At 40.9% G+C, this 21,612-nt stretch carries 18 protein-coding genes and 2 pseudogenes; 4 read left to right on the top strand and 16 right to left on the bottom strand.

Annotation, left to right across the window (positions count from 1 at the left end; genetic code table 11):
• Nucleotides 1-21: 21 nt before the first annotated feature.
• The 6 genes from LEP1GSC047_RS00020 to LEP1GSC047_RS00045 all read right to left on the bottom strand — a co-directional run bounded on the left by LEP1GSC047_RS00020 (nt 22) and on the right by LEP1GSC047_RS00045 (nt 9,205).
• Complete coding sequence (locus tag LEP1GSC047_RS00020; RefSeq protein ID WP_020987999.1) at nt 22-1,704, bottom strand: TIGR04388 family protein; 1,683 nt, start codon at nt 1,702-1,704, stop codon at nt 22-24.
• A gap of 50 nt (nt 1,705-1,754) precedes the next feature.
• The gene (locus tag LEP1GSC047_RS00025) at nt 1,755-2,195 is read right to left on the bottom strand and encodes a hypothetical protein (RefSeq protein ID WP_010410301.1); all 441 of its coding nucleotides are present in this window, start codon (nt 2,193-2,195) and stop codon (nt 1,755-1,757) included.
• A gap of 3 nt (nt 2,196-2,198) precedes the next feature.
• Nucleotides 2,199-6,911 carry a TIGR04388 family protein gene (locus LEP1GSC047_RS00030; RefSeq protein ID WP_010410303.1) on the bottom strand — a complete coding sequence of 1,571 codons (4,713 nt, stop codon included), beginning with the start codon at nt 6,909-6,911 and terminating at the stop codon, nt 2,199-2,201.
• Between the two features lie 346 nt (nt 6,912-7,257).
• On the bottom strand, nt 7,258-7,581 hold the full coding sequence (locus tag LEP1GSC047_RS00035) for a hypothetical protein (RefSeq protein ID WP_238325490.1): 324 nt from the start codon (nt 7,579-7,581) through the stop codon (nt 7,258-7,260).
• Nucleotides 7,582-7,872: 291 nt separating this feature from the next.
• Nucleotides 7,873-8,628: an MORN repeat-containing protein gene (locus LEP1GSC047_RS00040; protein ID WP_081654322.1), complete on the bottom strand. Its 756-nt coding sequence runs from the start codon at nt 8,626-8,628 to the stop codon at nt 7,873-7,875.
• Complete coding sequence (locus LEP1GSC047_RS00045; RefSeq protein WP_010410312.1) at nt 8,525-9,205, bottom strand: tetratricopeptide repeat protein; 681 nt, start codon at nt 9,203-9,205, stop codon at nt 8,525-8,527. The genes LEP1GSC047_RS00040 and LEP1GSC047_RS00045 overlap by 104 nt, the downstream gene beginning before the upstream one ends.
• A gap of 141 nt (nt 9,206-9,346) precedes the next feature.
• Here LEP1GSC047_RS00045 and LEP1GSC047_RS00050 point away from each other — a divergent pair, with 141 nt between their 5' ends.
• Complete coding sequence (locus tag LEP1GSC047_RS00050; protein WP_010410317.1) at nt 9,347-10,006, top strand: hypothetical protein; 660 nt, start codon at nt 9,347-9,349, stop codon at nt 10,004-10,006.
• Between the two features lie 21 nt (nt 10,007-10,027).
• Complete coding sequence (locus LEP1GSC047_RS00055; protein WP_020987984.1) at nt 10,028-10,630, top strand: tetratricopeptide repeat protein; 603 nt, start codon at nt 10,028-10,030, stop codon at nt 10,628-10,630.
• A gap of 1 nt (nt 10,631) precedes the next feature.
• Here LEP1GSC047_RS00055 and LEP1GSC047_RS00060 read toward each other — a convergent pair whose 3' ends face one another.
• The 6 genes from LEP1GSC047_RS00060 to LEP1GSC047_RS00085 all read right to left on the bottom strand — a co-directional run bounded on the left by LEP1GSC047_RS00060 (nt 10,632) and on the right by LEP1GSC047_RS00085 (nt 14,396).
• Entirely contained in the window at nt 10,632-10,886 is a 255-nt protein-coding gene (locus LEP1GSC047_RS00060) for a YgiT-type zinc finger protein (RefSeq protein WP_010410321.1), read from the bottom strand.
• A gap of 128 nt (nt 10,887-11,014) precedes the next feature.
• On the bottom strand, nt 11,015-11,149 hold the full coding sequence (locus LEP1GSC047_RS22320; RefSeq protein ID WP_258028614.1) for a hypothetical protein: 135 nt from the start codon (nt 11,147-11,149) through the stop codon (nt 11,015-11,017).
• On the bottom strand, nt 11,137-11,955 hold the full coding sequence (locus LEP1GSC047_RS00065) for an Lp29 family lipoprotein (RefSeq protein WP_010410324.1): 819 nt from the start codon (nt 11,953-11,955) through the stop codon (nt 11,137-11,139). Before LEP1GSC047_RS00065 ends, LEP1GSC047_RS22320 begins: the two co-directional genes overlap by 13 nt.
• A 31-nt stretch (nt 11,956-11,986) precedes the next feature.
• Complete coding sequence (locus LEP1GSC047_RS00070; RefSeq protein ID WP_010410328.1) at nt 11,987-12,703, bottom strand: tetratricopeptide repeat protein; 717 nt, start codon at nt 12,701-12,703, stop codon at nt 11,987-11,989.
• A gap of 242 nt (nt 12,704-12,945) precedes the next feature.
• Nucleotides 12,946-13,668 (bottom strand): ParB N-terminal domain-containing protein, encoded by a 723-nt coding sequence (locus LEP1GSC047_RS20715; protein WP_010410335.1) that lies wholly within the window; start codon nt 13,666-13,668, stop codon nt 12,946-12,948.
• Complete coding sequence (locus LEP1GSC047_RS00085) at nt 13,665-14,396, bottom strand: ParA family protein (protein ID WP_010410338.1); 732 nt, start codon at nt 14,394-14,396, stop codon at nt 13,665-13,667. Before LEP1GSC047_RS00085 ends, LEP1GSC047_RS20715 begins: the two co-directional genes overlap by 4 nt.
• Before the next feature lie 1,038 nt (nt 14,397-15,434).
• On the opposite strand from LEP1GSC047_RS00085, the gene LEP1GSC047_RS00095 reads away from it, so the two are divergent.
• Nucleotides 15,435-17,177 (top strand): bifunctional DNA primase/polymerase, encoded by a 1,743-nt coding sequence (locus LEP1GSC047_RS00095; protein ID WP_010410348.1) that lies wholly within the window; start codon nt 15,435-15,437, stop codon nt 17,175-17,177.
• A 332-nt stretch (nt 17,178-17,509) separates the two neighbouring features.
• Here the strand turns inward: LEP1GSC047_RS00095 and LEP1GSC047_RS00105 are convergent, their stop codons facing one another.
• The 4 genes and pseudogenes from LEP1GSC047_RS00105 to LEP1GSC047_RS00120 form a co-directional block, all read right to left on the bottom strand.
• A complete protein-coding gene (locus LEP1GSC047_RS00105) occupies nt 17,510-17,941 on the bottom strand; it encodes a type II toxin-antitoxin system VapC family toxin (RefSeq protein WP_010410354.1) in 432 nt (143 codons plus the stop codon).
• A gap of 7 nt (nt 17,942-17,948) precedes the next feature.
• Nucleotides 17,949-18,173, bottom strand: coding sequence for a type II toxin-antitoxin system Phd/YefM family antitoxin (locus tag LEP1GSC047_RS00110; protein WP_010410357.1), 225 nt, complete (start codon nt 18,171-18,173; stop codon nt 17,949-17,951).
• Nucleotides 18,174-18,231: 58 nt separating this feature from the next.
• Nucleotides 18,232-18,450, bottom strand: coding sequence for a helix-turn-helix domain-containing protein (locus LEP1GSC047_RS00115; protein WP_010410360.1), 219 nt, complete (start codon nt 18,448-18,450; stop codon nt 18,232-18,234).
• A gap of 81 nt (nt 18,451-18,531) precedes the next feature.
• A pseudogene (locus tag LEP1GSC047_RS00120) lies at nt 18,532-19,392 on the bottom strand (class I SAM-dependent methyltransferase).
• Between the two features lie 685 nt (nt 19,393-20,077).
• Between LEP1GSC047_RS00120 and LEP1GSC047_RS00125 the strand changes: the two are divergent.
• Nucleotides 20,078-21,557: pseudogene (locus LEP1GSC047_RS00125) on the top strand (HD-GYP domain-containing protein).
• Nucleotides 21,558-21,612: the final 55 nt, after the last annotated feature.

Genomic DNA, 21,612 nt, shown 5'->3' on the forward strand with positions numbered 1-21,612 from the left:
AGCATACCATCACCGATGAAATTACCCCCATTTATAACCCGTGGAATAATCTTTTGAACAATCGGGACAGGCTGAATTGGCCGCCTTCTCTGCTCCAGGCTCAGTTACTAATTTATCATATAGTGTCGAAGCTACTCCTTTTGATAATGGGGCTTCAAGTGGATGCGCGTTCACCAGACGACCAAATTCGTCTGTGATTCTAAAATTTTCCGGAGCAGCAATACTCGCGCCCGTTTCGATTAGGTGCTGAGGAGCATCCACCAATCTCGCTATACTTTTACCAACACCGGTTGCAAACCCGCCAGCCATACATCCAGCATCATTGTGTACAAGAACCCCGTCTTTCCCGACGAAATACGTGTGATTGTCTTCTACCTCAAAGTTATAAACTTTCGTCTTCTCATAGACTTCTTCTATCTTAGCAATACCAACCGTTCCACGAATCTCGTCTTTCCAAGTCGCTAAGTTAGAGCTCGACGATCTGCTCCCTAATGCTGCAAGGGAAGCCCCAAGCTGTATTCCTGAACTTCTCTCAGTACGAGACGAGTTTCGTATACTCGCAACCGTAACAGAGCTTTCACCCGAACTTATGTTTCTAACTTCCGTAAATCCCTTACCTCGAATAAAGAAAGGGTGATTCCAGGTCGTATTGATTACGTTTCCGTTAGTATAAGTGACTCTATGGATGAGTGGTGTCTCTTTGGAGAAAAGTCGAGATACTCTCTTGTAAGACAAGTCTCCCGTCTTCGGATCTAAGGATAAGACTAAGTCCCCAATCTCGATTTTCTCGATCGGTTTTAAGCCTTGTTTTGTACGAATGAGTGTCCCGGCAGTGAAGCAACTTCTTTGGACATACTCTCCATTCTTATCTATAAACCCATTGCTATCACTCGCACCCAACCCCGTACTACCGAGGAAACTACCCGCGATATCTTGTGCGGTCCTTCCCAACCAAGTAGACGCTGAACTAGGATCCATCGCAAGTTCGTTCGCTTTACTAAGTGTGACTAAGGTATCATGCTTATCCTGTGCACTCGCATTTGGATCATTTAGAACCTCTCTCTGGTAGTCGTTACCGGTTGCGGCTATCGCATTTCTGCCCTCTTCAAGCCTCGCATTACCAGCTTCCAGATTCGCATCCGCCTTGCCCATCGCAAGGTTCTGGTTTAAATCATTATTAAAATTATCATTGGCCTTCAGGTTCCCGAAGCTACTCGGATCATGCACATTCCCCGTAGCCGATACGACTGTGGCATTTCTATACGTTGCCGCGACTGTTGTATTTCCCTTACCATCTATCGTTACGGAAGCACCGACTCCGCTAGCCTCATCCGAATGCTGGACCGTCAAACTGGGCCCGCTATGCTGAGCTACATTCAACATAACACCGGTATTCTGCCCAGGGGTAAGATTCACACTCCCGCTAAACCCTGATTGCGGGTTATAGCTTACGTTTCCGTAGCTACCTCCCATGTTAAACGAAGTACTTCCGTGTTGGGAAAACGTAACTCCTGCATTGAGCTTAGAAGATCCTAATCCGAGTGTTCCTCCGTTTTGTAAGCTGAGTGAGAGTAAAGGCGAGAAGATTGATGACGTAAGGAAAGATAAAAGAAGGAGTATGGCCGCGCCCTGGCGGCCGGGCTGCTTCGGGTTCGGGCAGCCGCCCTCATCCAACACGATCTCTCTTTTTAGCTTCGATTTCATTTCTTCTATCCGTGTTGGACTAAAGCCCTACGCTTCCCTCGCGGGGGGAGTTAAAACCATTCCTTGCCCGTTAAAATATCCTTGCCGTAGTTTTTCAATAATTCAGCATTCTTCTTTAAAGCCAAATCAAATTGCTTTTTGTCTGGTTGAAGTTCTTTAAGTTTTAATGGTAAATTAAACTTCTTTATTAAATCAGGAAACACCTTAATATTTTCTCTGTCCGTATCACTATATTTTACATCTAATCCATTATATATTCTGAAATAGAAAAAATTATCTCTTAGATCGAAATTCAAACGAATTTTACGATTATTTCCTTGATACTCTATAACATGACTCATGCTTTCTCTAGTATCTTTTACCAATTTATATTTAAAATCATCAATTAAGAATTTAAAATACCTCTTAGCCAATAAAGCGTAATCGGAAACTAAATCACTACCGCTTAGCTTCGATATATTTTCGAATTCTTTGCTAGAATCAGTATTCATAAATTATTTAGAAGTCCCAAACAATTCCTTCGTTTCCATTTTATAAAAGTCGCCTTTCTTTTTAGATCCGAGCTCGACATATGCAGGATCAAGGCCAACGTCATATACCGTATAACCTTTACTTTTGATTTTCTGAACCCAGTCTAGATTTTCTTTATAAATTAACGAACTATCGCCTGCGTCATAGGCTTTTAAGGCGGCCGAAGATGGTTTGAACGTTTCTGCTCCTATTGCATTCGCGAACGGACGGACTCGATCGTCCATGTTTCGACCAATCACAGCAATCTTATTTGGATCGCCATCTCCGATTAAAACTCGTTTTGCATTAATTCCTTCAGCCGTAAGAGAAGTTCGCTTTATAGAACCCTGCGTTTTGCCGTCAATTTCACTGGCTATTTTATCTGTAAATTTATTTGGCGTAATAACATTTTCGTTTATTGTTGATCCACCAATTCTTGAAGGTGCTTTCCCTTGAAATTTTTTAATGTCGCCTTCGTTTATTGGATCAAGCCCAAGTTTCCTCATTTGTGAAGCTTCGTCAGGAGTTACAGAAGTATCTCGCGGAGTTGACGGTTCTCCTAATGCGCTCTTAACTAATTCGTGTAACCCGGCTATGCCAGAAGCGGCAGCACTGCCGATAGCAGACCAAAGACCAAAACCTCCTCCTCCACCAGATCCACTTCCGCCGTGCAAAAGTTCAGTCTTGTCCGGCAATCCAGAAACAGAACATCCTCCCTTATTGTGTACAAGAACTCCGTCTTTACCCACGAAATACGTGTGATTACCTTCGACTTCAAAGTTATAAACCTTCGTCTTCTTTTGAATGATTTCGATCTTAACTACGCCGACAGTTCCCCTAATCTCTTCTTTCCAAGTCGAAGAGTTTGAGTTCGCAGATTTACTCCCGATCGATGCCAATGACGCAGCCATCGAAATCCCAGAGTTCCTATCTATACGATAAGAGTTCCGAATACTTGCAACTGTAACCGATCTTGCGTCTTTTTCAATATTCTTAACTTGGACAAAGCCTTTCCCACGGATATAAAACGGGTGATTCCAAGTAGTATTGATTACTTGCCCGTCTTCATACGTTATCCGGTAAATTTCAGGTGCTTCCTTTTCAAAAAGGCTCGTTACTTTGTTAAAAGATAACTTACCAGTCTCGGCATTTAAAGAAAGAACCTCGTCTCCAAGTTCGATTTTTTCAATAGGTTTAAATCCTTCTTTCGTCCGAATAAGGGTCCCGGCAGTAAAACAGTATCTTTGAACGTATTTCCCCTTCTCGTCTATAAAACCATTGCTATCACTCGCACCTAAGCCAGAACTACCTACCAAATTCCCGACTACATCTTGAGCGGCCCTTCCCAACCAAGTAGACGCTGAACTAGGATCCATCGCAAGTTCGTTCGCTTTACTAAGTGTGACTAAGGTATCGTGCTTATCCTGTGCACTCGCATTTGGATCATTCAGAACCTCTCTCTGGTAGTCGTTACCGGTTGCGGCGATTGCATCTCTTCCTTGTTCAAGCTTCGCCTTACCAGCCTCCAAATTCGCATCGGCCTTTTCTAACGCCGCGTTCTGGTTTACCTGCTGTTGGAATTGATCGTTTACTGTGAAATTTCCGAAGCTACTTGGGTCATGCAAGTTCCCGCTTATGCTGGCGATGTTCGTGTTCTTATACGTCGCACTCGCGTCTATATTCCCGTTTCCGCTGATTGTAGCCGCCGCTCCCACCCCTTTCTTGAGATTATTTGCTTGGAACGTCACACTCGGGCCAGTATGTTGGCCTATGTTTACCAATACTCCCCCCGCCTTAGCGTTAGGCGTTAGGTTGACTGATCCGCTAAATCCACTCGAAGGATTATACGATATATTGCCGTACTTCCCTCCCGCGTTAAACGAAGTACTTCCATGTTGGGAGAACGACATCCCCACATTCGCCGCAGAACTTCCATAACTTACTCCGGCCGCGAACCCTCCATCCCTACTATACGAAACATTCGCATTAAACCCGACCTCTCTTGTATATGCACTGACGGCTCCGGACGCCGCACCTACGAGTGCGCCTTCGATCCCGCCGGATTGATATCCTTGGACTGCTTGGATAGCGGCTTGTCCCAACGCGAGCATTTCAGGTCCGGCCACGAAGGATAAAGCGATACTTGCCACCACTTCAACGCCGGAAACAATCGCCTGAGTCCGTGCTTTCGCTTTCGCCTTTTTCTGTGCTTGGTTTTTCTCGAACCAGCTTACAAGCTGGTTTGCCATGTCTGGCGACATTCCTGTCGAAGTCGCAATCGCTTGGGCTATCGCGCTATTAACTTTATCTTGGATTTGACTTTCCATCCAGGACTTAAAGTTTCCGCCACCTGATAAAGCCTGGAATAAACTTTGTTGAGCAGAAGCCAAACTAGCTTCGGCGGACGCCTCTTCTTGGAAAGACGCGTCGTTCTTGGCGCTCAGAGAATTTAAAGCCGCAATTTGTTCATTCAGAGAATTGATCGTAGATTTATACGAACTACTAAAAGAATTCTCATTTGCATGGTTGGCACTGATTACGGAATTCGTATCCCAAGTCTGGAATAGATCACCGGCTGCAGCAATCTTGATCGTTGCGGGAGCGGAGAGATAAACGCTTTCGCTTACCTTCGTCGCCTCGTAGTCGCTTGAGTTGGTCGCGTCTCCGCCTACCTTCAACTTCGCGTGTCCGTCTTCTATCGCCGTTGTATAGACAATATTTCCGTGGCTATCTACTACCGCGTTACTTCCAAAAGAGCTTGCGATCCGATTTACTGCATTCGCTTTCTCCTCGATTGCTTGTTTGTTTAGCTGGTTCTCTAATGCGAGGTTACTAGCTCCCATCAACGATTGTTGGAAGATGGAAAGAGTATTGTTTAAACTGCTCTGATCGATAACCGGAGCGGTAGTATCCGAAGAAAGAAGTTTGGAATCAACGGGTAAAGAATTGAATACGATCTTAGGAGAAAGAGAATCTACGTTTCTCGAGCGATCCAAATCATCAGATTTCTCCCCCGAGCTCGCAACGGATTGAAACGAATTCTTGAGATTGTTTTCCCAGGTCTGCTGTTGGTTCGTTATGCTTTGGACGCCTGTAGTGAAAGATTGTTGAAGAGAATCCTTATACACGACTTCCTGCGCGTGCCAAGCCGCGTATTGCGCCTGATACGCCGAGACCTGATTCTCCAAATTCGCTATCGATGGGGTAATCGTATTCCAGCTACTTAATTCAGTCGTCAGGTTCGATACAAATCCGTTCCATGCCGTCGCGTTCGCCTGAGCATTTAGGTCTTGAACCTGGACATTGATTGAATATTGGAAAGTATCTTCGGAAAATGTTTCTGTCACAGGTAAAAAGATTCCGAATGCCCAAAGACCGGTCGCCGTAAAATCGAAAGCATTATATCCGGAGTTCGAATAACTTGAATAACCCCCCGAATGCCAAAGAGTAACTGGAAACGGATTAAAATTATTACTAAACCCGGTAAAGTCCGCACTATTGATTCCTAAAATCTTAACATTACTCGAATTGAAATAATTGCTATATAGGTAATTTATTAAAGTGGAATCCTGGGAATTGCTTCCCCCGTCGATGTAAGCCTTGATTGCTCCAATGATCGGATTTTGAGACGCTATCGAATCCCCATAGGCTACCAAATCAGAGCCGTTATAAATTTGTCGATCTATTCCGAAGCTATACCCTGACAAAGCCGGAGCATTGTAAGGAGTGGCTTGTTGCGCCCAATAGTTCGCGTTTGTTTGGGCTTGTAATTCTTGGGTCTGGAGATAGGTAACCATCTGATTCGCAAGTGTAGAAACAGGGGTTCCGTTCGCAAAACCTTGGTCCAAGCTTGTAATTAAAGCCTGTAAATCGACCCCTGCCTGAGTCATCGAATTCCAGTTCGTCGTCCCGTCCGGATTCGTATTATAAAAAAGAGAAGTAGTTTTTAAAGAATTCTCTAAAGATATTACGGCCGACTGCATATTTTGACGAACCGCATTCTCATAATTCTGTAGCTGTTGTAAATTCGCCTGGTATTGAGCGTCCGTTTGATTTAAGGACGATAACTGTTGCTGGTAGTTTCTTTGCAGGTCTGTTAAAGAATCCGAAAATTTTTGAAGCCCCGTATTTAGGGCAGTTCTATAATCTTCCGAAGCCGGCGCGCCCTGATTCGTGCTTTCTACAATCGAAAGACTTTGATTCTGAACGGTACTATGCGAAATATTGAATGCAAGTTGCCCGTTGATAAAATTGTCCCGGGCCGTCGATAGCTGAGAATCGACCTGATTTAACCATTGCGTTTCCGCATTATTTTCTTGAGCCCATAGATAAGCCGAGACAGCATTTTGGTATTGTTGGAGGGTCATGCTTGAATTTTGGCTGGCCGTAATCGAGCTTACCGTTGACTCAATTTCTAGAACGGCCGCATTTTCCCAATTTGACTTGATTTCGGCGAGTCCCTGTCCGCTAATCGCCTGCCAGCTATTAAGCGAAGTCGATTGATTCGCTATACTCATATGTTGATTAAAGTTTTGCTGTTGAAGAGTCGGAGCTACGAAATTTGGATAATTAACGTTCTGAGAGAATAGAAACGAAACAGGAAAGAAGAGAAGAGCTATGTAAGAGATAAGTAAAGAGCCCGAAAGAAGTTTCTGCTCAAATGTAAACTCTCGAAGTTTCTTTTCTCTCAGTTTCATACAAAACCATCCCCAGCAATCAACGGACACTAAGCAGAATTTCTAAGGCTATCCCGATGGAATATAAGCGCGAAATAAATTCCGGCAGAATACAAAAGCTTACAAAGAGAGGTCAGGCCCCTTCCCCTCGTATTTCCTGTCGATTACGGAAAAACTCGCTGATAAGCGAATGAAAGTCCAGAACATTTATGATAATTAAGTATCTTTTTTCGCTATTTTGACACATAGAACGATTCTACGAAATAATAAAATTACGTTAAACGACACCCAAACGGGATATACGTAAAAATAGAAAAGACGGCCGTTTTAAAAGCCGCCTTCTCGAATGAGGTCTTTTCGAATGAATTTATTGAATTTGTAGTGTGTAAGCCGCCGAGTTTGGATTTGCGACTACAAAGCATCTATAATTTCCTGCGTTTGTAGTAACAGAACTATTTGAATATGGGGCAGGAGAGTTGAAAACCGCATAATTCGCTTGAACATTGACATTACTTGCATTAATTATAATATTTGAATTCGCGATTAGGATAAGAGCACCGGTTATTCCCGAAGGAGTAGAGGTAAAGGTCACAGTGTCTGTCGTTCCTCCTCCCGTATAATAGTAATAGTTATAACCAGATTTAGATCCGGAGACTGCCGCTCCACCCTTCGTTAGGGTAGTTGCTCCCAAACAAGACGCTCCGTTTTGAGCCAGGGCAACAGCTAACAAAGCCGATTGATCGTCGCTTGATGACTTCTTACATCCTGCGAGTAAGGTTATAAAAAGAATTAGGCCAGTGAGGCGAGAAAGGGTTTTCATCTACAATATTTCTCCAAGATTCCCGTAATCAAAACGGGCTTTAAGGCGTTCGCTATTCTTTGAATCCGTACCGATTCAGCGTCAACCACCTTTTTAATAAAATACTAAGTTGTAATTTCGACTAGAACGTCTTGTTGATCCTGTCCTATTTGCGCTTAACCGTTAATAATCGACTACCGGCTGATCGTTACGGAACTTTCCTTTGTAAAGGACTTGATTCCCATCCGACTCTAAAAGGATTCCATTTCCGTGCCGCTTTCCATCTTTCCAATCCCCGATGTAACGGTTTCCGTTTTCGTAAACCAGCATCCCTTTTCCGTTATAAATTACACCCTTCTTATATTCCCCCTCCAGAACAATTTGACCGCCGTTCAATAATAGTTTTCCTTTGCCGGAGGGCTCTCCATCCTCCCAGTTCCCGACGTACTTCACTCCTCCGCCTTTCCAAGTAAAGGCTCCCATTCCTTCCTTGGTATTATTCGAAAAATGTCCCTCATACACGTCCCCGTTCGCGTACGTATAAACTCCGAATCCGTTCTTCTTCCCCCCGGACCATTCTCCTAAGTAATGCTCATTCTTCGGGCTCCGAAACTCACCGTTACCGCTTGGCCTGCGAAGAAACAATTCTCCCTTATAAACGTTCCCGTCCTTGTACGCTAACGTGCTTAAGCCGAACCAGCAATTTCCCGCCACACAAGTCCCATTGAGTAGGGATAGAAAGAAATACAGAACATACGATACAAGAAATACGCCCAGAACACCTAAAACGAGTCTCTTCTTTGAAACTAAAAAACGCCAAGCCCGACCGAAAAACTTATTTCTTGCCTTTAATTTTTGTACCGTCTGTCTCTTCGGTTCTTCTTTCTGGCTTACCTTTGAAACCGAACGTTCTCGCTTTGGTAAGTTCTTCTTTGCCATCCCGATTATCTCCATGAAATAACAATTCTGAAAGACGGAAGTAGGCAAGCCCCAACCGCTCTTCATGTTTCACTACGTTTCTATAACTCTCGATCGCAAGGTCTTTCCGTCCAAGGACTTCGTAGATTCTGCCCCGTAGTATCCACGCTTCGACATCGTTTGAGTCATTAGAAATAACCTCATCTAGACCTTTTGCGACTTCGCCTAGATCTTCGCCCATTACAAACCGAGTCCTGTACATCCATACGGCCGATTCCAGCCGCTTGGGGTTCTCTGCAAAGTCCTCTTCGAATAGTGACAACGCTTCTTTCAATTTGTTCGATAAAAAGTAAGACTTCGCGAGCATTAGCCGAACGAGCAGATAATCCGGATTCTCTTCATACAGTCTTCTAAACGCCTGGCTTGCTTCAGGCAATTGCTTGGACTGAAATAGAGCGAGAGCCTGTTTATACTCGTCACTCAGCTTCTCCGATTCCTTTGAGCATCCTATGGCTAAAGAAAATAGCAAAATTGAAATGAATACTTTTGTAAAATTCTTCACATGTGCAGAGGGAGGACAGACTTTAATTTTAGTCAATTACATTGATGATTCTCTCTTTAATCGCATTTCCTCTCTAAAATCTGGCTTCTTATCCCGTTCAGGGAGCCCTTCAAAATATCCAATTGACAAGAGTAACAATAAGCAGAATTAATTATCATTACTTTTATCGGGGCCTTCATGTTTAAGAATCTTCGGGAAATCGGCGAAAGAAATGGGAAAGATATAGTCGTTTTACTGAAGAACAAAATAGAGATTCAAAGATGGGAAGACCCGGCCGTCCGGAGGAGCCTTATCCGATACGGGGTCCTTTTAGGATTTGCATTTCTGTTAACAGTTGTTTATACGACCGTCCTCTTTCTCACCGGCGCAATTTCAAATTCCACCGCAGACAGCCTATACGCAAATCAAGAGATCAGCTATTTACTTTATTTTTTAATTCATTTTCCCCAGAGCACAGTTTCATTTTTACTTTTTTGGATCCTAATTCCGTTAGTGATCGGCGTTTTCTGGGCCGGATTTCTTTACGTTTTAAATGGGACCGACAAACAGATATCACTCCCTACCCTACTCGTCCTAACCCTGAATTGCTTTCTATTTCCGCTTACAACGATTTCAATACTTGGGTTAATCGGAGCCGTTAAGAACCTTCTCGTTGCCGGCTTCCTCATGAAGCTCCTTTTCGTCATTCAAGGAATCTTTTTCCTCGCAGGGTACTTTGGAGCTCTACTCTATGCTATAAAATCGTTTCAAAAACAATTCGATCAACCGCTCGGTAGGGCAGTCGTCCAGGCGATCGGTCCGACAATTTTGTTTTTTATACTTTACTCAATTTTCTAAGGTGCAAAAGGATTTCATCGAATGAATTTAATGAAATATTCTAAACGACTCTGCATTATCCTATCCATTATAGTAGTTGTTCTATCCTGCAAATCAAACGTTGAAAAAGGGAAGGAGCTAAATGCCGAAGGAGTTAAGCTTATGAGCACAGACCCCGAAAAAGCGGTCCTAAAGTTCAAGGAAGCGGCTACGTTAAACCCGAATGTCCCAGACTACATTTCAAACGCCGGCACCGCATACCTGAACCAAAAGAAGATTCCCGAAGCCCTACAAGAATTTAATACCGCTATTAAAATAGATCCCGCCTACGGCCCGGCGTATTATAACCGAGGGACTATATATTCATCCCAAGGAAAATATTATCCTGCGATTGAAGACTACCGAGAGGCTCTAAGACTAAGCGGAGAGATTCCGGAAATCATATATAACCTAGCATTAGCATACGAAAATGTGAAGAACGATAAGCTTGCAATAGAAAGCTATTCCCGTTTTATAGAAATTGCTCCATCAAATTTAGAGCCGGCAATCGAAGAGGCCAAATCCAGAATAGAAAAGCTGGTCAGTTTAAAAGCGGAAATACCTACTGAAAAAAGAAAGACTAACAAGAAAAGAAGGAAAAAATAAATTACACGGTAAACCGATACAATTTTCCGATTTCCTGAAAATCTTCCGTAATTTGAGACGCTAGTTTTTCTTTGATTTCTTCGAAAATACGGATTTGAGCGGGGGTAAAAAGTCTCTCTCCGCAATAATTGCATTCTTCGATCTCTACTTCAACAATAGCCGTATTGTTTCCGCCTTGGATAACCTCTTCTACTTTCCTATGAATCATTTCCCCTTTCCCGCAGACAGGACAGGGTATAAAATCTCCTACTCTCATTTCTTCATTTCCTTTTTCTAAAATCGTCCCATTTCTCTTTTGAGGGAATATAGATTGAAATTAATATTGAGATTTCCGAGTCCGCATTAAAAGCCCAGACACTATGCACTGGGATTTCTCCGACCATACTAAATATCAAAGAAGAAGGAAACGGTTTGTCCGTCGTTACCCGCTTGAATTAATGCGTGTTTGGTAACCCTATAATAGTCTTTTGAGATAGAATCGTTGATCAATTCCAACACCGGCCTACTTACGGCTTCCAAGCCTTGTCTAATTCTTCTACGTCTTTTTCCCACGCCGGAGGGTCATAGGAAAACTCATCCTCAGCTTTATTTCTTTCACTTGGAAAAACCCAAAGGGCCGAAATTTGCCAAAACGAATGTCCGGTTTTAAATTCTCTTATTATGTTCAATTTGGAATCGTAGACTCTAAAAAAAGACTCTGTCTTCTGCTCAAAAAAGGAAGGAATAAGCCCGAGACTTAAAACGCTAAAAGGAAACGTTGTCGCATAGACGACCGCACCTAATACGGTCGCTTTAAAAAATACGGGCGTAAAGATTCCGACGACATAGTAATCAACTTCCCTTTTTTTCATTCGAAAGGTTTTTGTCTGCGGGTCAAAGTCCAACACTTCGCATATATCCGGTAGAGCCCCTGCCGCCATATGCTTATACGAAAAATCGATGAAGCCCTGGATGTTTCCTTCCGGTACACTTGGATCCAAACCGGAGGATGGAAACTTGGCGATGGATGATCCATACTCAAGAGGCGAAATCACTTGCGTAGGCAAAGGATAAGCGGCCCTGTGATCCGAAGGAACATTTCTCCTTCCTTTGAAGAAGGCTGACTTCAAATCCGTTCCATATTTTAGGGAAATCTCACTTTTACAAGGCGTGTTAATCCAACCGTCTAATTTGTTTCCAACGGTCTCAGTCGAATATGGATGAAACCCGATAAGAGCGATCTTCTTTTTATCAATTCTCGGCTTTGGAATGGAGGGAGGGTCGAGTAGGTTAGCGGTCGTACAAGATAGTAGGAACGTAGAGAATAAGAAAGCTAGGTACCGCATAATATTTAATTAGTCCAGCGAGAATTCCAATCTATTCAACTTTCGCGTAACTAGTATTAATGATCGAGGACTTTTTAAGATTCAAAGTAAGAGTCACATCTTTATAACCGAGTGCCTTCGCCATCTTCATTTCACGGTCGCCCTCCGTCGTTTCTCGCAATTTGTAAAGTATAGCCGCTTTTCTTACATGAGGAAACGGATAGGCCGGCAATAGTTCTATTAGTTTATTATAGATTTCAACGGCATAAAAATCGCGTTCGGTTGCTTCCAGTAAGAAAGCGAATGCGGTCAAATAATTCGTATCCATCGGCAAAGGAGAATTTGCAAATACGGTCTCCCATTCATTCAATAATTTATAAGGATTTTCTTTTAAGAAAAGCCTATTCCATTGAAGCCAAATGAAGGCATCGGTGCTTTTAGGGTGCGCTTTATATTCTTCTTCGAGCAGTGCTTTCGCCTCTTCTTTAAACCCCAGTTCTGTACTGCATTTCCCTACAAGTGTCCTTGCATTTCTATAATCTCGACTTAGTAACAGAACCGTATTTAATTGTATCCGGGTTTCATAACAGTCTTGATTAAAAACGTAAGCCTTTGCGGCTTCTCCATACAGATTCCTTAGTTCGGTAGCGATTGAACGCTTTTTCCCTTCTCCGAATGAAACCCAAATAACGAAGAATAAAAGAAGGGTAGAAAATAGTTGCCCCTTGACGGGCCAAGGAAATGACAGCTTGGGGTTAGTCGTGTCCATGCGAATTAACCCGACCGATCTTTTACGATCAGCCGCGAAGATTCAAACTAAAAAAGGACGCACGATAGAAACTTTAGGCTTTTATGATCTGCCTTTAAAAGAATTCAAGATCGACCGAGGCTTAATAAAACGGCAAGTTCAGGTAGCGTTTATCTGCCATTTTCTGCCGATTTTATCCTTTTTATAGAATCCTTTAAAGCTAGGAAGCCTATACGACAAAAAGGTGAGCCGGCGCACCTTTGCTATTTTCCTTTTATTTTCAAGGCTTCGATTTGTTTATTTAAAGCCGTTATTTCTTTTCCAATGCGGGCAGCTTCTTTTTCGGCGGCCGTTTTTTGTGCCTTTAAATTCTTAATCTCAGAATTCAGTTCGATTATTCGTTCTTTAGGGGTTATGGGTTTATTCTTTTGCTTTGATATCACCTTTCTGGAAGCAAGTAGGGTATTATTTTTCGGTTTGATCCCTATTTTTCGTCCTTTGCTGTCCCGTTTTTCGACGTGTCCAACTTGGACACGTGCTCTTTCTTTACCCACTGTCGAAGGGCTCACGCCGACCGCTTTGGCAACTGATCTATCCGACTTAGTTGGGTCTTTTTTTAAGAAATATAAAATAATGTTTCTTTTTTCCTCGGTAGTGAAATGTCTTCTCTCCAAGTTCTCCCCTACACAAAAATCAATGACCTCTTCCCTAGTAGCGTTGCTAATATCATAAATTTCGATTCGTTGGGGTTCGGTAAAATTTAACTCGTTCCCTATCTCCCAGCGATTAAGCCCAGAAAGGATTTTATTAATCGTTTTATCTTTATAGACTCGAATAGGATCTTTTATTCCATGTTTTTCGATCGATAATCTCAGACGTACACGATCGTCATTCGAAATCGGCATTAAATGTTGCACCTCCGCCAGCTCGGAGGAAATTTCCATACTATCTAAAGTAGCAAGACCTTCGCCTATTTTTCGAATCATCTTGTAACCTCATTAATTATCTGAAGAGTTTGGTTTAGAATAGTTTTCTTTAGAGCCTCGGTGGGTTTTTTGTATTCTGCAGCGAAACCGGAAGTGGTTCCGTTCTTTGGTAAATTGCCTACTAAATACGGTTTAAATGTTTCCGCAAAAATTCTTGCTTGCGTGGCATTGAATCCGTTCTTCTTACCAGGATCTTTCCAGCCGATGAAAACTACCTTCGGCGTTTTTTTATTTTGCTGTATGCTTTGGACTGTATATTCAGTTGGTCCGAGTGCTTGGGGAGCTATTTCAGTTGGAATGATTATACAATCCGCTATATGAATAGCTGCTCTGGAAATCCCAATTACTGTCGGTGGTGTGTCGATAATGATATAGTCGTAATCATTCGGAAGTTTATGATCGAATTCGTACGGACTCGCTGTAGCAAATATTTTATCTAATCTGTAGTCACTTGGAATAATATCTATAGTTCCAGAAAACAAGTCAGTCCTTGTATCGTGAATATGCTTTCCTTTTTCAGCTTTATCCTTCGTCGTCAATAATTCAAATAAACCGACTCTTGGAGAGGATGTTCTAGGTAAATAGAAAGATGTAAGCCCTGCTTGCGGATCACAATCGATTAGAAGAACTTTTTTTCCGGAATCGGCTAAAGATTTTGCAGACAAAGAAGAACTTGTTGTTTTTCCACAACCTCCTTTCTGGTTCACAAACGCTATGATTTTACTCATGTTTTTCTTCCGGCATATATATAGTTTTTAAAGCATGAATAATTTCCTGCGCCTTCGAACGATTATTCTTTCTCGAAACTTCATCTAGTTTTTCAGAAAGAGGAATTGTCAGGTATATTGTAATTCCTTTTTTCGGCTCTTTTGGTTTTGGTGGGCGGCCCAAATTCGAGTTCTTTTTTTTCGAAATTGACACAATTAGAATTTTCCTTTTTTAAAAATTGAATTCCACTTAATCCAACCAAATAAGTGGGGTTTATATAATTACCGCAATTAATTTTGATAATTTTATCAAATAAGCAGTCTTTTACATTTTTTTGCAAATTGTTGCTTGCATTTTTGTACCTATCGTACTACACGATACTCATACCTATTGAAAAACGCTCCCGCGTCGTTGTTGGAATTAAGTTCTTTGAGTTGTGAGAGAATCATCCGTTAGGTTTAATCTAAATATTTTGAATTGAGATAACAAAGCATGGTTCGTCTTAGAAGAAAGAAGGACTTTGGTTTTTGCAAAATTTACATTAACGATACTGTTGCTGTTAATTTTGGAAGAACCAACGCCCGTTGGTCCCTTCCTTTATTCTGCAAAAAATCCCTTCCCCCCAAAGTCAGCCGGACGAATTTACTTCGTAAGGATGGGGGGAAGGAACCCTTTTTACTTTAAAAAATTCCTCTAAATCACTTTAAAATTCCCTTGCCTACTTTTCACGGCCTAACCTATTATGTCCCTAAGATGCAAGCTAAAAATTTCTCCTTTTAAGGTAAAATTTGCTTAGGTTAGTATCAGATCGTTAAGTACCGCACTGACTTGCGGAATTTGAAGATCAATGCAGAATAGAGGTCGGGAGAAAGAAATTTCCCACTTCATTTTATTTCAATGTCATGAGGCCAGGCGGCTTCGTGCACCCAGTCCTTAGCATTGCTATTCACTGGAATTAAAACCGGAGGTGGGTATATGTCCTCATATAGCCTAACGATATTTCAAAATAGTTTCGCATCACTTTGCCTTTTCTCACATAACAGGATGCAGGTGAAATAATGTTTGAGAGAAACGAAATTTTAGAATCGGCCCAAGCATACCATGAAAATGGTATCCAGGTAATCCCAGTTAAATCAGGAACGAAGAAACCGGAGGGTTTCTGGAAACAGTATCAAGAAAAGTACGTACCGAAAAACGAGATCCCGAAGTTATTTGCTGGTGATCATAATATAGCCGGTCTAGGTGGAGCAGTATCATCGTGTTTATCCGTTCTTGATGTAGATGACTATCGAAAGTTTGAAAACACTGCCTGGAAAAAAACCATAATCAGAGATATTTGGAACGAGACTTGGGTGGGTAATAGCGCGAGCGGACGTCCTCATATCTATATAAGAACACCATTTCCTCTCCGATCGCGGAACGATATTAAAACGACCGGAATCGAAGTTCGAGGAGAAGGGCAATATTTCCTAATGCCCCCCTCTATTTTCAATAAGAATGGACAAGGGTTTTTATATTGTTGGAACCACGGCCCGGCTCAAGGGAAAAAAATCGTAAACGTATCCGAAGCGGATTTAGAGCTCGTTTCTAAAATTCTTCCAATAGAACGTTTTAACCTGTCGGAAAAAAAGTCCTCCGAATTAAAACCGTTCGGAATGAACTGGAAGGCATTTGAAATCCTTTGCTTAGGAAAGTATGAAGAGCATGGTTTTGCAAAAAATGGATCCCCCTCGTATTCGGAAGCAGAGTTTCACGCAATTAGAAGTCTCGCTTCTCTTGGGTGGTCCAATTATGAAATCCGAAACTTTATTTTAGAAAGAGCGCATGAAAAAACAAACTTCCGAACTAGAGAAAGTAATTCAGACTATTTAGATCGTACTATAAAGAATGTAAGAAAGTGGATAGAGAAGAATCAAGGAGAACACCAAAGAGAGCTTGATCGATTACGGGAATCAGTATCGGTTATAGACTGGAACACTTTGTCTGGGAATAAAAGAAAAGCGTTAACGGATAAACTCACTTACTCGTACATACTAGAGACGGCGGCTAGAACTGGCAAAGGAATTATAAACCAAGAAGGTCAAGGACTCCCAATCTCAGAAAGAGAAATAGCAGAAAGGACTGGTCGGACACAGAAAACAATCAATAGCTCCCTCTCACGACTAAAAGGTAAATTAGTAACCCAAGTAAAAGACGCAGACCTTATCCATGCTCGAGAATACTCCTTAATAACATGCGACATTAAGTTTCAATCTTTGTACCCCCCCAATTGTGAAAGAATGAGTAATAATGTCGCACGTTCTGACGAGCTTTCCAGTGACGCGTTTAGAAGGGGTAGGGTGGGTGAGTCCCTAGAGAAGACAGGAATGCTTGTTTTAAACGCCTTAGAAGGCAAACTAGAGGGGTTACAGGGGGATTTTGAGGGGTGGTTCAGGAAAAGAGATATTCTCGTAGTTTTATCCCAATACATGACTACTAGAACATTTGAACGAAAAATAGGTATCTTGGAGGGCCTAGAGGTTGTCCGAAGAAAGCGCGATGGTAAGGAGACGCTTTTTAAACTGATTGGAGTTCCAAATCTGGGGGCTATAGCTCGGGCTATCGGATCGGACGGTAAAGCAGAGCATCAACGTAGACAACACAAACTAGACCGGGAGTTTGAAAAAGATATCCGTGGTTTAACACCGGAAGAAAAAGCGAACGCTAGACGGGAGCGGAAATTAAAGCAAAACACTAATTTAACGAGAATCAGTAAGACCGAATTTTTGAACCCGAAAACCGGAGAAATTCACGAGGTTTGAATCGGATAGGACAAGTTAAAGTAGATCCTCTAGGCAATTTCCGTTGGCCCGAAAGAATGGGTAATAATGTCGTACGTCTTCCTTGAGCTAGGACCGGCCTTCCTACTCCTATCTGAATGTAGTAGCTTCCTATGGACTGACAGGGGGAAATGGAAAGTGTTTTTCTTCGTAGCTTTCAGCAAGTTCAAATAGAGATTCTAATTCTAGAGTTTCTTCTTTTGATCGTTTTGCCTTATTCATTAAAATTTCTATCCTACTCAGCGCTATTTTGTATTCACTTTCTGAGACTATCTCGATTTGTTCTGTTCGATTTTCCATTTAAGTAATCTCTTTTACGATTTTGATTTTGGGGGGCTAAGACTTAGAGTTTTAACGTTTCCTTTCCTTGCGTAGTTAAGGATTGCCTTATCCATAGTAACGAGTTCGGCCTTTAAGATTCTAGCTGTCGCTACGATCAAGCGATCGGCCGGGTCTCCATGAAACGAATCCGGAAGGGAGACACTCTCAGAAATAATTTCAGGTGTTAGGTTAATCGAATAAATACCTGGAGCGTTTTGTCCTTCTTTAATCCAGTCGACGAGTGAGCCTGAGATTTTGATTCGTTTCTTACTTACGAGCATTGCAACTTCCCAAGCGGATATTTCGGAAACGTAAATACTTCGAGTCGGAATATTTTTATAAATTTTAGTAAGTATATGCTTTTTATTGATTCTGTTATCGCCTTCTAGGAGCCAGATCCAAGCGTGAGTATCTAAGACGATCATGTATATATTAGTCTTCGTTCCATTTAATGCCCGAACTAGAAACGATGTCTCCCTCGATCTTGATTCTTCCTTTTAAGTAACCGAATAGATTTGAATTCTCTGCGCTTTCCACGGCCGTAAGCTTAGCGACCGGCTTCCCGTGCTTCGTGATTATAATTTCTTCGTGAGTCTTTTGTACCCGGTCCATTAGGTTTAAACAAGTAGTCTTGAACTTAGCCGCTGAAATCTTCATACCTTGATTATAAATATGACCACTTATATATGTCCACTATTTAATGTGGACATATTAATCACTTTAGAAATAAAGAAATCGGTACGTCGAATAAATTGGAAATTTTCCTAGCTAATTCGTTTGTCATCGGGAGGGCTCCACTTTCTAAATCGATAATTAGATCGATTGGAACTCCGTCGAGCTTACTTGATAATTCTTTGTAAGTAAAATTGCGTCGTTCACGAAGTATTTTCAAAATTACCCCGGCAGCCGAATTTCCTTTTTCTTCCGGGTTCAATGAATTTTCCTAAAGGAGGATAGAATCTGAAGTTATCCTCTATTCTATTAAAATATCCTACAAAATTACTGATATTTGTCATTATTTGCGTAACAAAGCAAATAAAGTTAGATTCAGATTCATTTTCTTAAAAGTTAAATACCAGAAAAGTAAGATACTATAATAATAAATCCTTTTAATAAGGATTCCTAACTTTGCGTTAGAACCAGACACCGCGGCGATTGGTTTTAAAATTGTAAAATCAACGGATGAGAATCCGCATTGTCTGGAAAGTAACTTTAACGTTTCTTCCGAATAATCGTTTATGTGATCTTTAGCTTCGAGATAATGGCCGTCGTTCGTCATCCCTTTTACTAAAACTTTCACCTGTGCTTTAAGAAGCTGGATGGGGAAATTCGGTGTTTGAATAAATAGGAATCCACCCGGTTTTAATAAAGTGAATAAATACATAAGTAGGCCGTGAGGCTTTGGGATATGTTCTATAACGTCCCAGAGAGTTATTATATCGAAACTCTCTTTAGGTAGGCCGCTATCCTGAACGATTCCGGATTGAACGCTCTCGAGCCCATTACGTTCCCTTGCGAATTTAACGGCACTCCTAGATATTTCGTAACCGAAAGCTTCCCATTCGGGCCGTTCTTTATTAAGCATCTTAATGAAGAACCCTAACCCGCAACCGACATCTAAAATTTTACCTTTCTTATTAGTTAGAAAGCTCGTAATAAAGTCGTCATAGATTTCTCGATGGGCGATATCTCACCAATTCAAATCGTATTCGATTTCTCCTACGTCCCAATATTTTTCGAAATGCTCCTCTTGCTTATAAGTAGAATATACATGGTTGCAAACTAAACATCGAACGATTGGGATTCCATTTTCAACGAAGATGGTTTTATTTTTTCGATTCTCGCATAAAGAGCAAGTCTCATTTCTGGTATACAATTTCTTCTAACTCAGGTCACTTTATATATTTAATATTTTCGATTGTTTAAAGTACCGCATATATTCTTTTTTAATAATTCGAATTCTGGTGCAATACAAAATTAAAAGTTATCTATAAATTATTAAATTGTATCGGACTTGTATTACGAATCGGGAATTGAAATTATACTTTTCGATTTCATTCTAAGTCATGTGAAAGAGTTTAATATGTTTTGTGTGGCAAAATTTAATTCGGTTAACAGAATTGAACCAATTCAATTAAAGCGAGCAAGGGCAATCCTTTCTTTAATAACGATTCTTATCTAAAACAGAAATTAAAATTCTTGAGCTTGAAATACGAATTTTTTACCGTCCTTTCATATATCTTGAATATCAAGGTGGGAGAAATATTAGTCGGAATGAAAATTAATTTGGTTATTTTAGGAATGTGGATTCTTTGGCTCAATTCCCCAAGGGGTCCCTTAAAATTGGGAGAGTTTAGTACAAATCAAGATTGCATTGCTGCAATAACCACAGAATCTACAGGACTCACTCGCTGGCGAACCAGGTGCATAGAAGTAAAATAATTCTTATATAGAGTTCTTTTAAAAAAAAAGAAACTACTCTTGTATTCTTAGTTTTGAGTAATTTCTTCTTCGGCAAAAAAGAGAAAACGACATTTAAAAAAGGAAATCCTGCCCGTAATATGGACTCATCCAAAGATTTACAAAAATTTGATTTTACTGAAGAAGTAATCCAGTCCTTTCGAGAAAATTCGACGATCCCTGTAGATTTTTATAATAAGAACGGACAAATTCTAATTCATAAAAGCGATACAGCGAGTGGGGATGATATCAGTCGCCTTCGAAAATTCGAAGGGCAGGGGATCTATTTTCTTACTTCGGAAATAGGCAAAATAGGATTAGATCAGGGAAAAATAGACGCTTCCTTTGAAAAGTTAATAAATCCAAAACTGTCAATCGATTTGTCTAGAGGAGCCACGGATCTTTTAAAAGACATTAAGAAATTCCCGCTAAATGGTTCTCATGTCCGAAGCGTTGGCAAATCAATTGATTCCATTTTAGAGGATTTTAAATCCTCTCCGAATATGGAAACAGGGCTCGTAAATATTTTAGAAGTAATGTCAAGCGCAGGAGCTCCGGTTGACTCGGAAGTCCTTACAAAAAGAACCGTAATTGCTATGGCAATGAAAGTGAGGACTGGAAAGACTTTCACAAAGGTAGATTCTGAAATAAAGAAAGTTGAGCAGATGAATTTAATGATGGCTTCTTATATGGCCGATATCGGCTATACTCAAATGAAAATGCCTACTCACGCCAATTTGAAAGGTGAAGAATTAGAATATATTAAAAATCATCCGATTATTAGCTACTTTATGATCGCGAATATTCCTGATTTGCAGGATTCGGTAAAGTCGATCGTGCTGAATCATCACAGGCCGCATAAAGGCGATAGTATAAATAATAATTATCCTCAACCAAAAGACCTAGTGAATAAATTACGAAGCTATCTGGAAAAATATCAAACTGATTATAAGAAGAATTACATTATTAACGATATCAAAAAACAAATAAAGGATATTGTTACTAGTTTTTCGTTTTCCGATGATATAGGCATTCTTTCGATTGCGGGGGAATTTGCGTCCCTTACCACCGCCCAATCCTGGAGAAGCTCGGTTGAGCCAATTACAGCACTAAAACTTATTCTTAATAATAGCTTTTTTGCATATAACGAAAAAACTCTGAAGGACTTTTACGATTATGTAGGCCTCTCTCTTTGCAGTAACGAACCATTCATTAAAGTGGGGGACTTCGTAATCGTGGCATCGCAGGACTCGAATCAAAAAGTATTTTTCGAAGTTTGCGTAATTAGGGAATCGAAAAAAAAATTCAATTCGACCGACTTTAGAACGAGTTGGAACGATAACTCCTAAATTCGTAAACAACGGAAAATTTCGTATTTCCGGATTTGAAAAAGAAAGTTTGAAATTAGATAGACGAAGAGCGATATTTAATCTGGAAAGAAATGCGGATCCTAGAAGAATTGTTTATTTGGTAGATCCTGAACTAGACGAGGAATTCTTCTCGTATTTGGAAAAACAGGCTGGAAACTTTTCTTCTAAAACAGTTTCAAACGACCCCGAAGATACCATTAAAAGCGCATAACGCTATTTTGTTTAAGGATTAGAATATTTGCGCCTAACTTGCGACGCAAGCTTTA

This window comes from Leptospira inadai serovar Lyme str. 10 (assembly GCF_000243675.2).
GTDB lineage: Bacteria > Spirochaetota > Leptospiria > Leptospirales > Leptospiraceae > Leptospira_B > Leptospira_B inadai.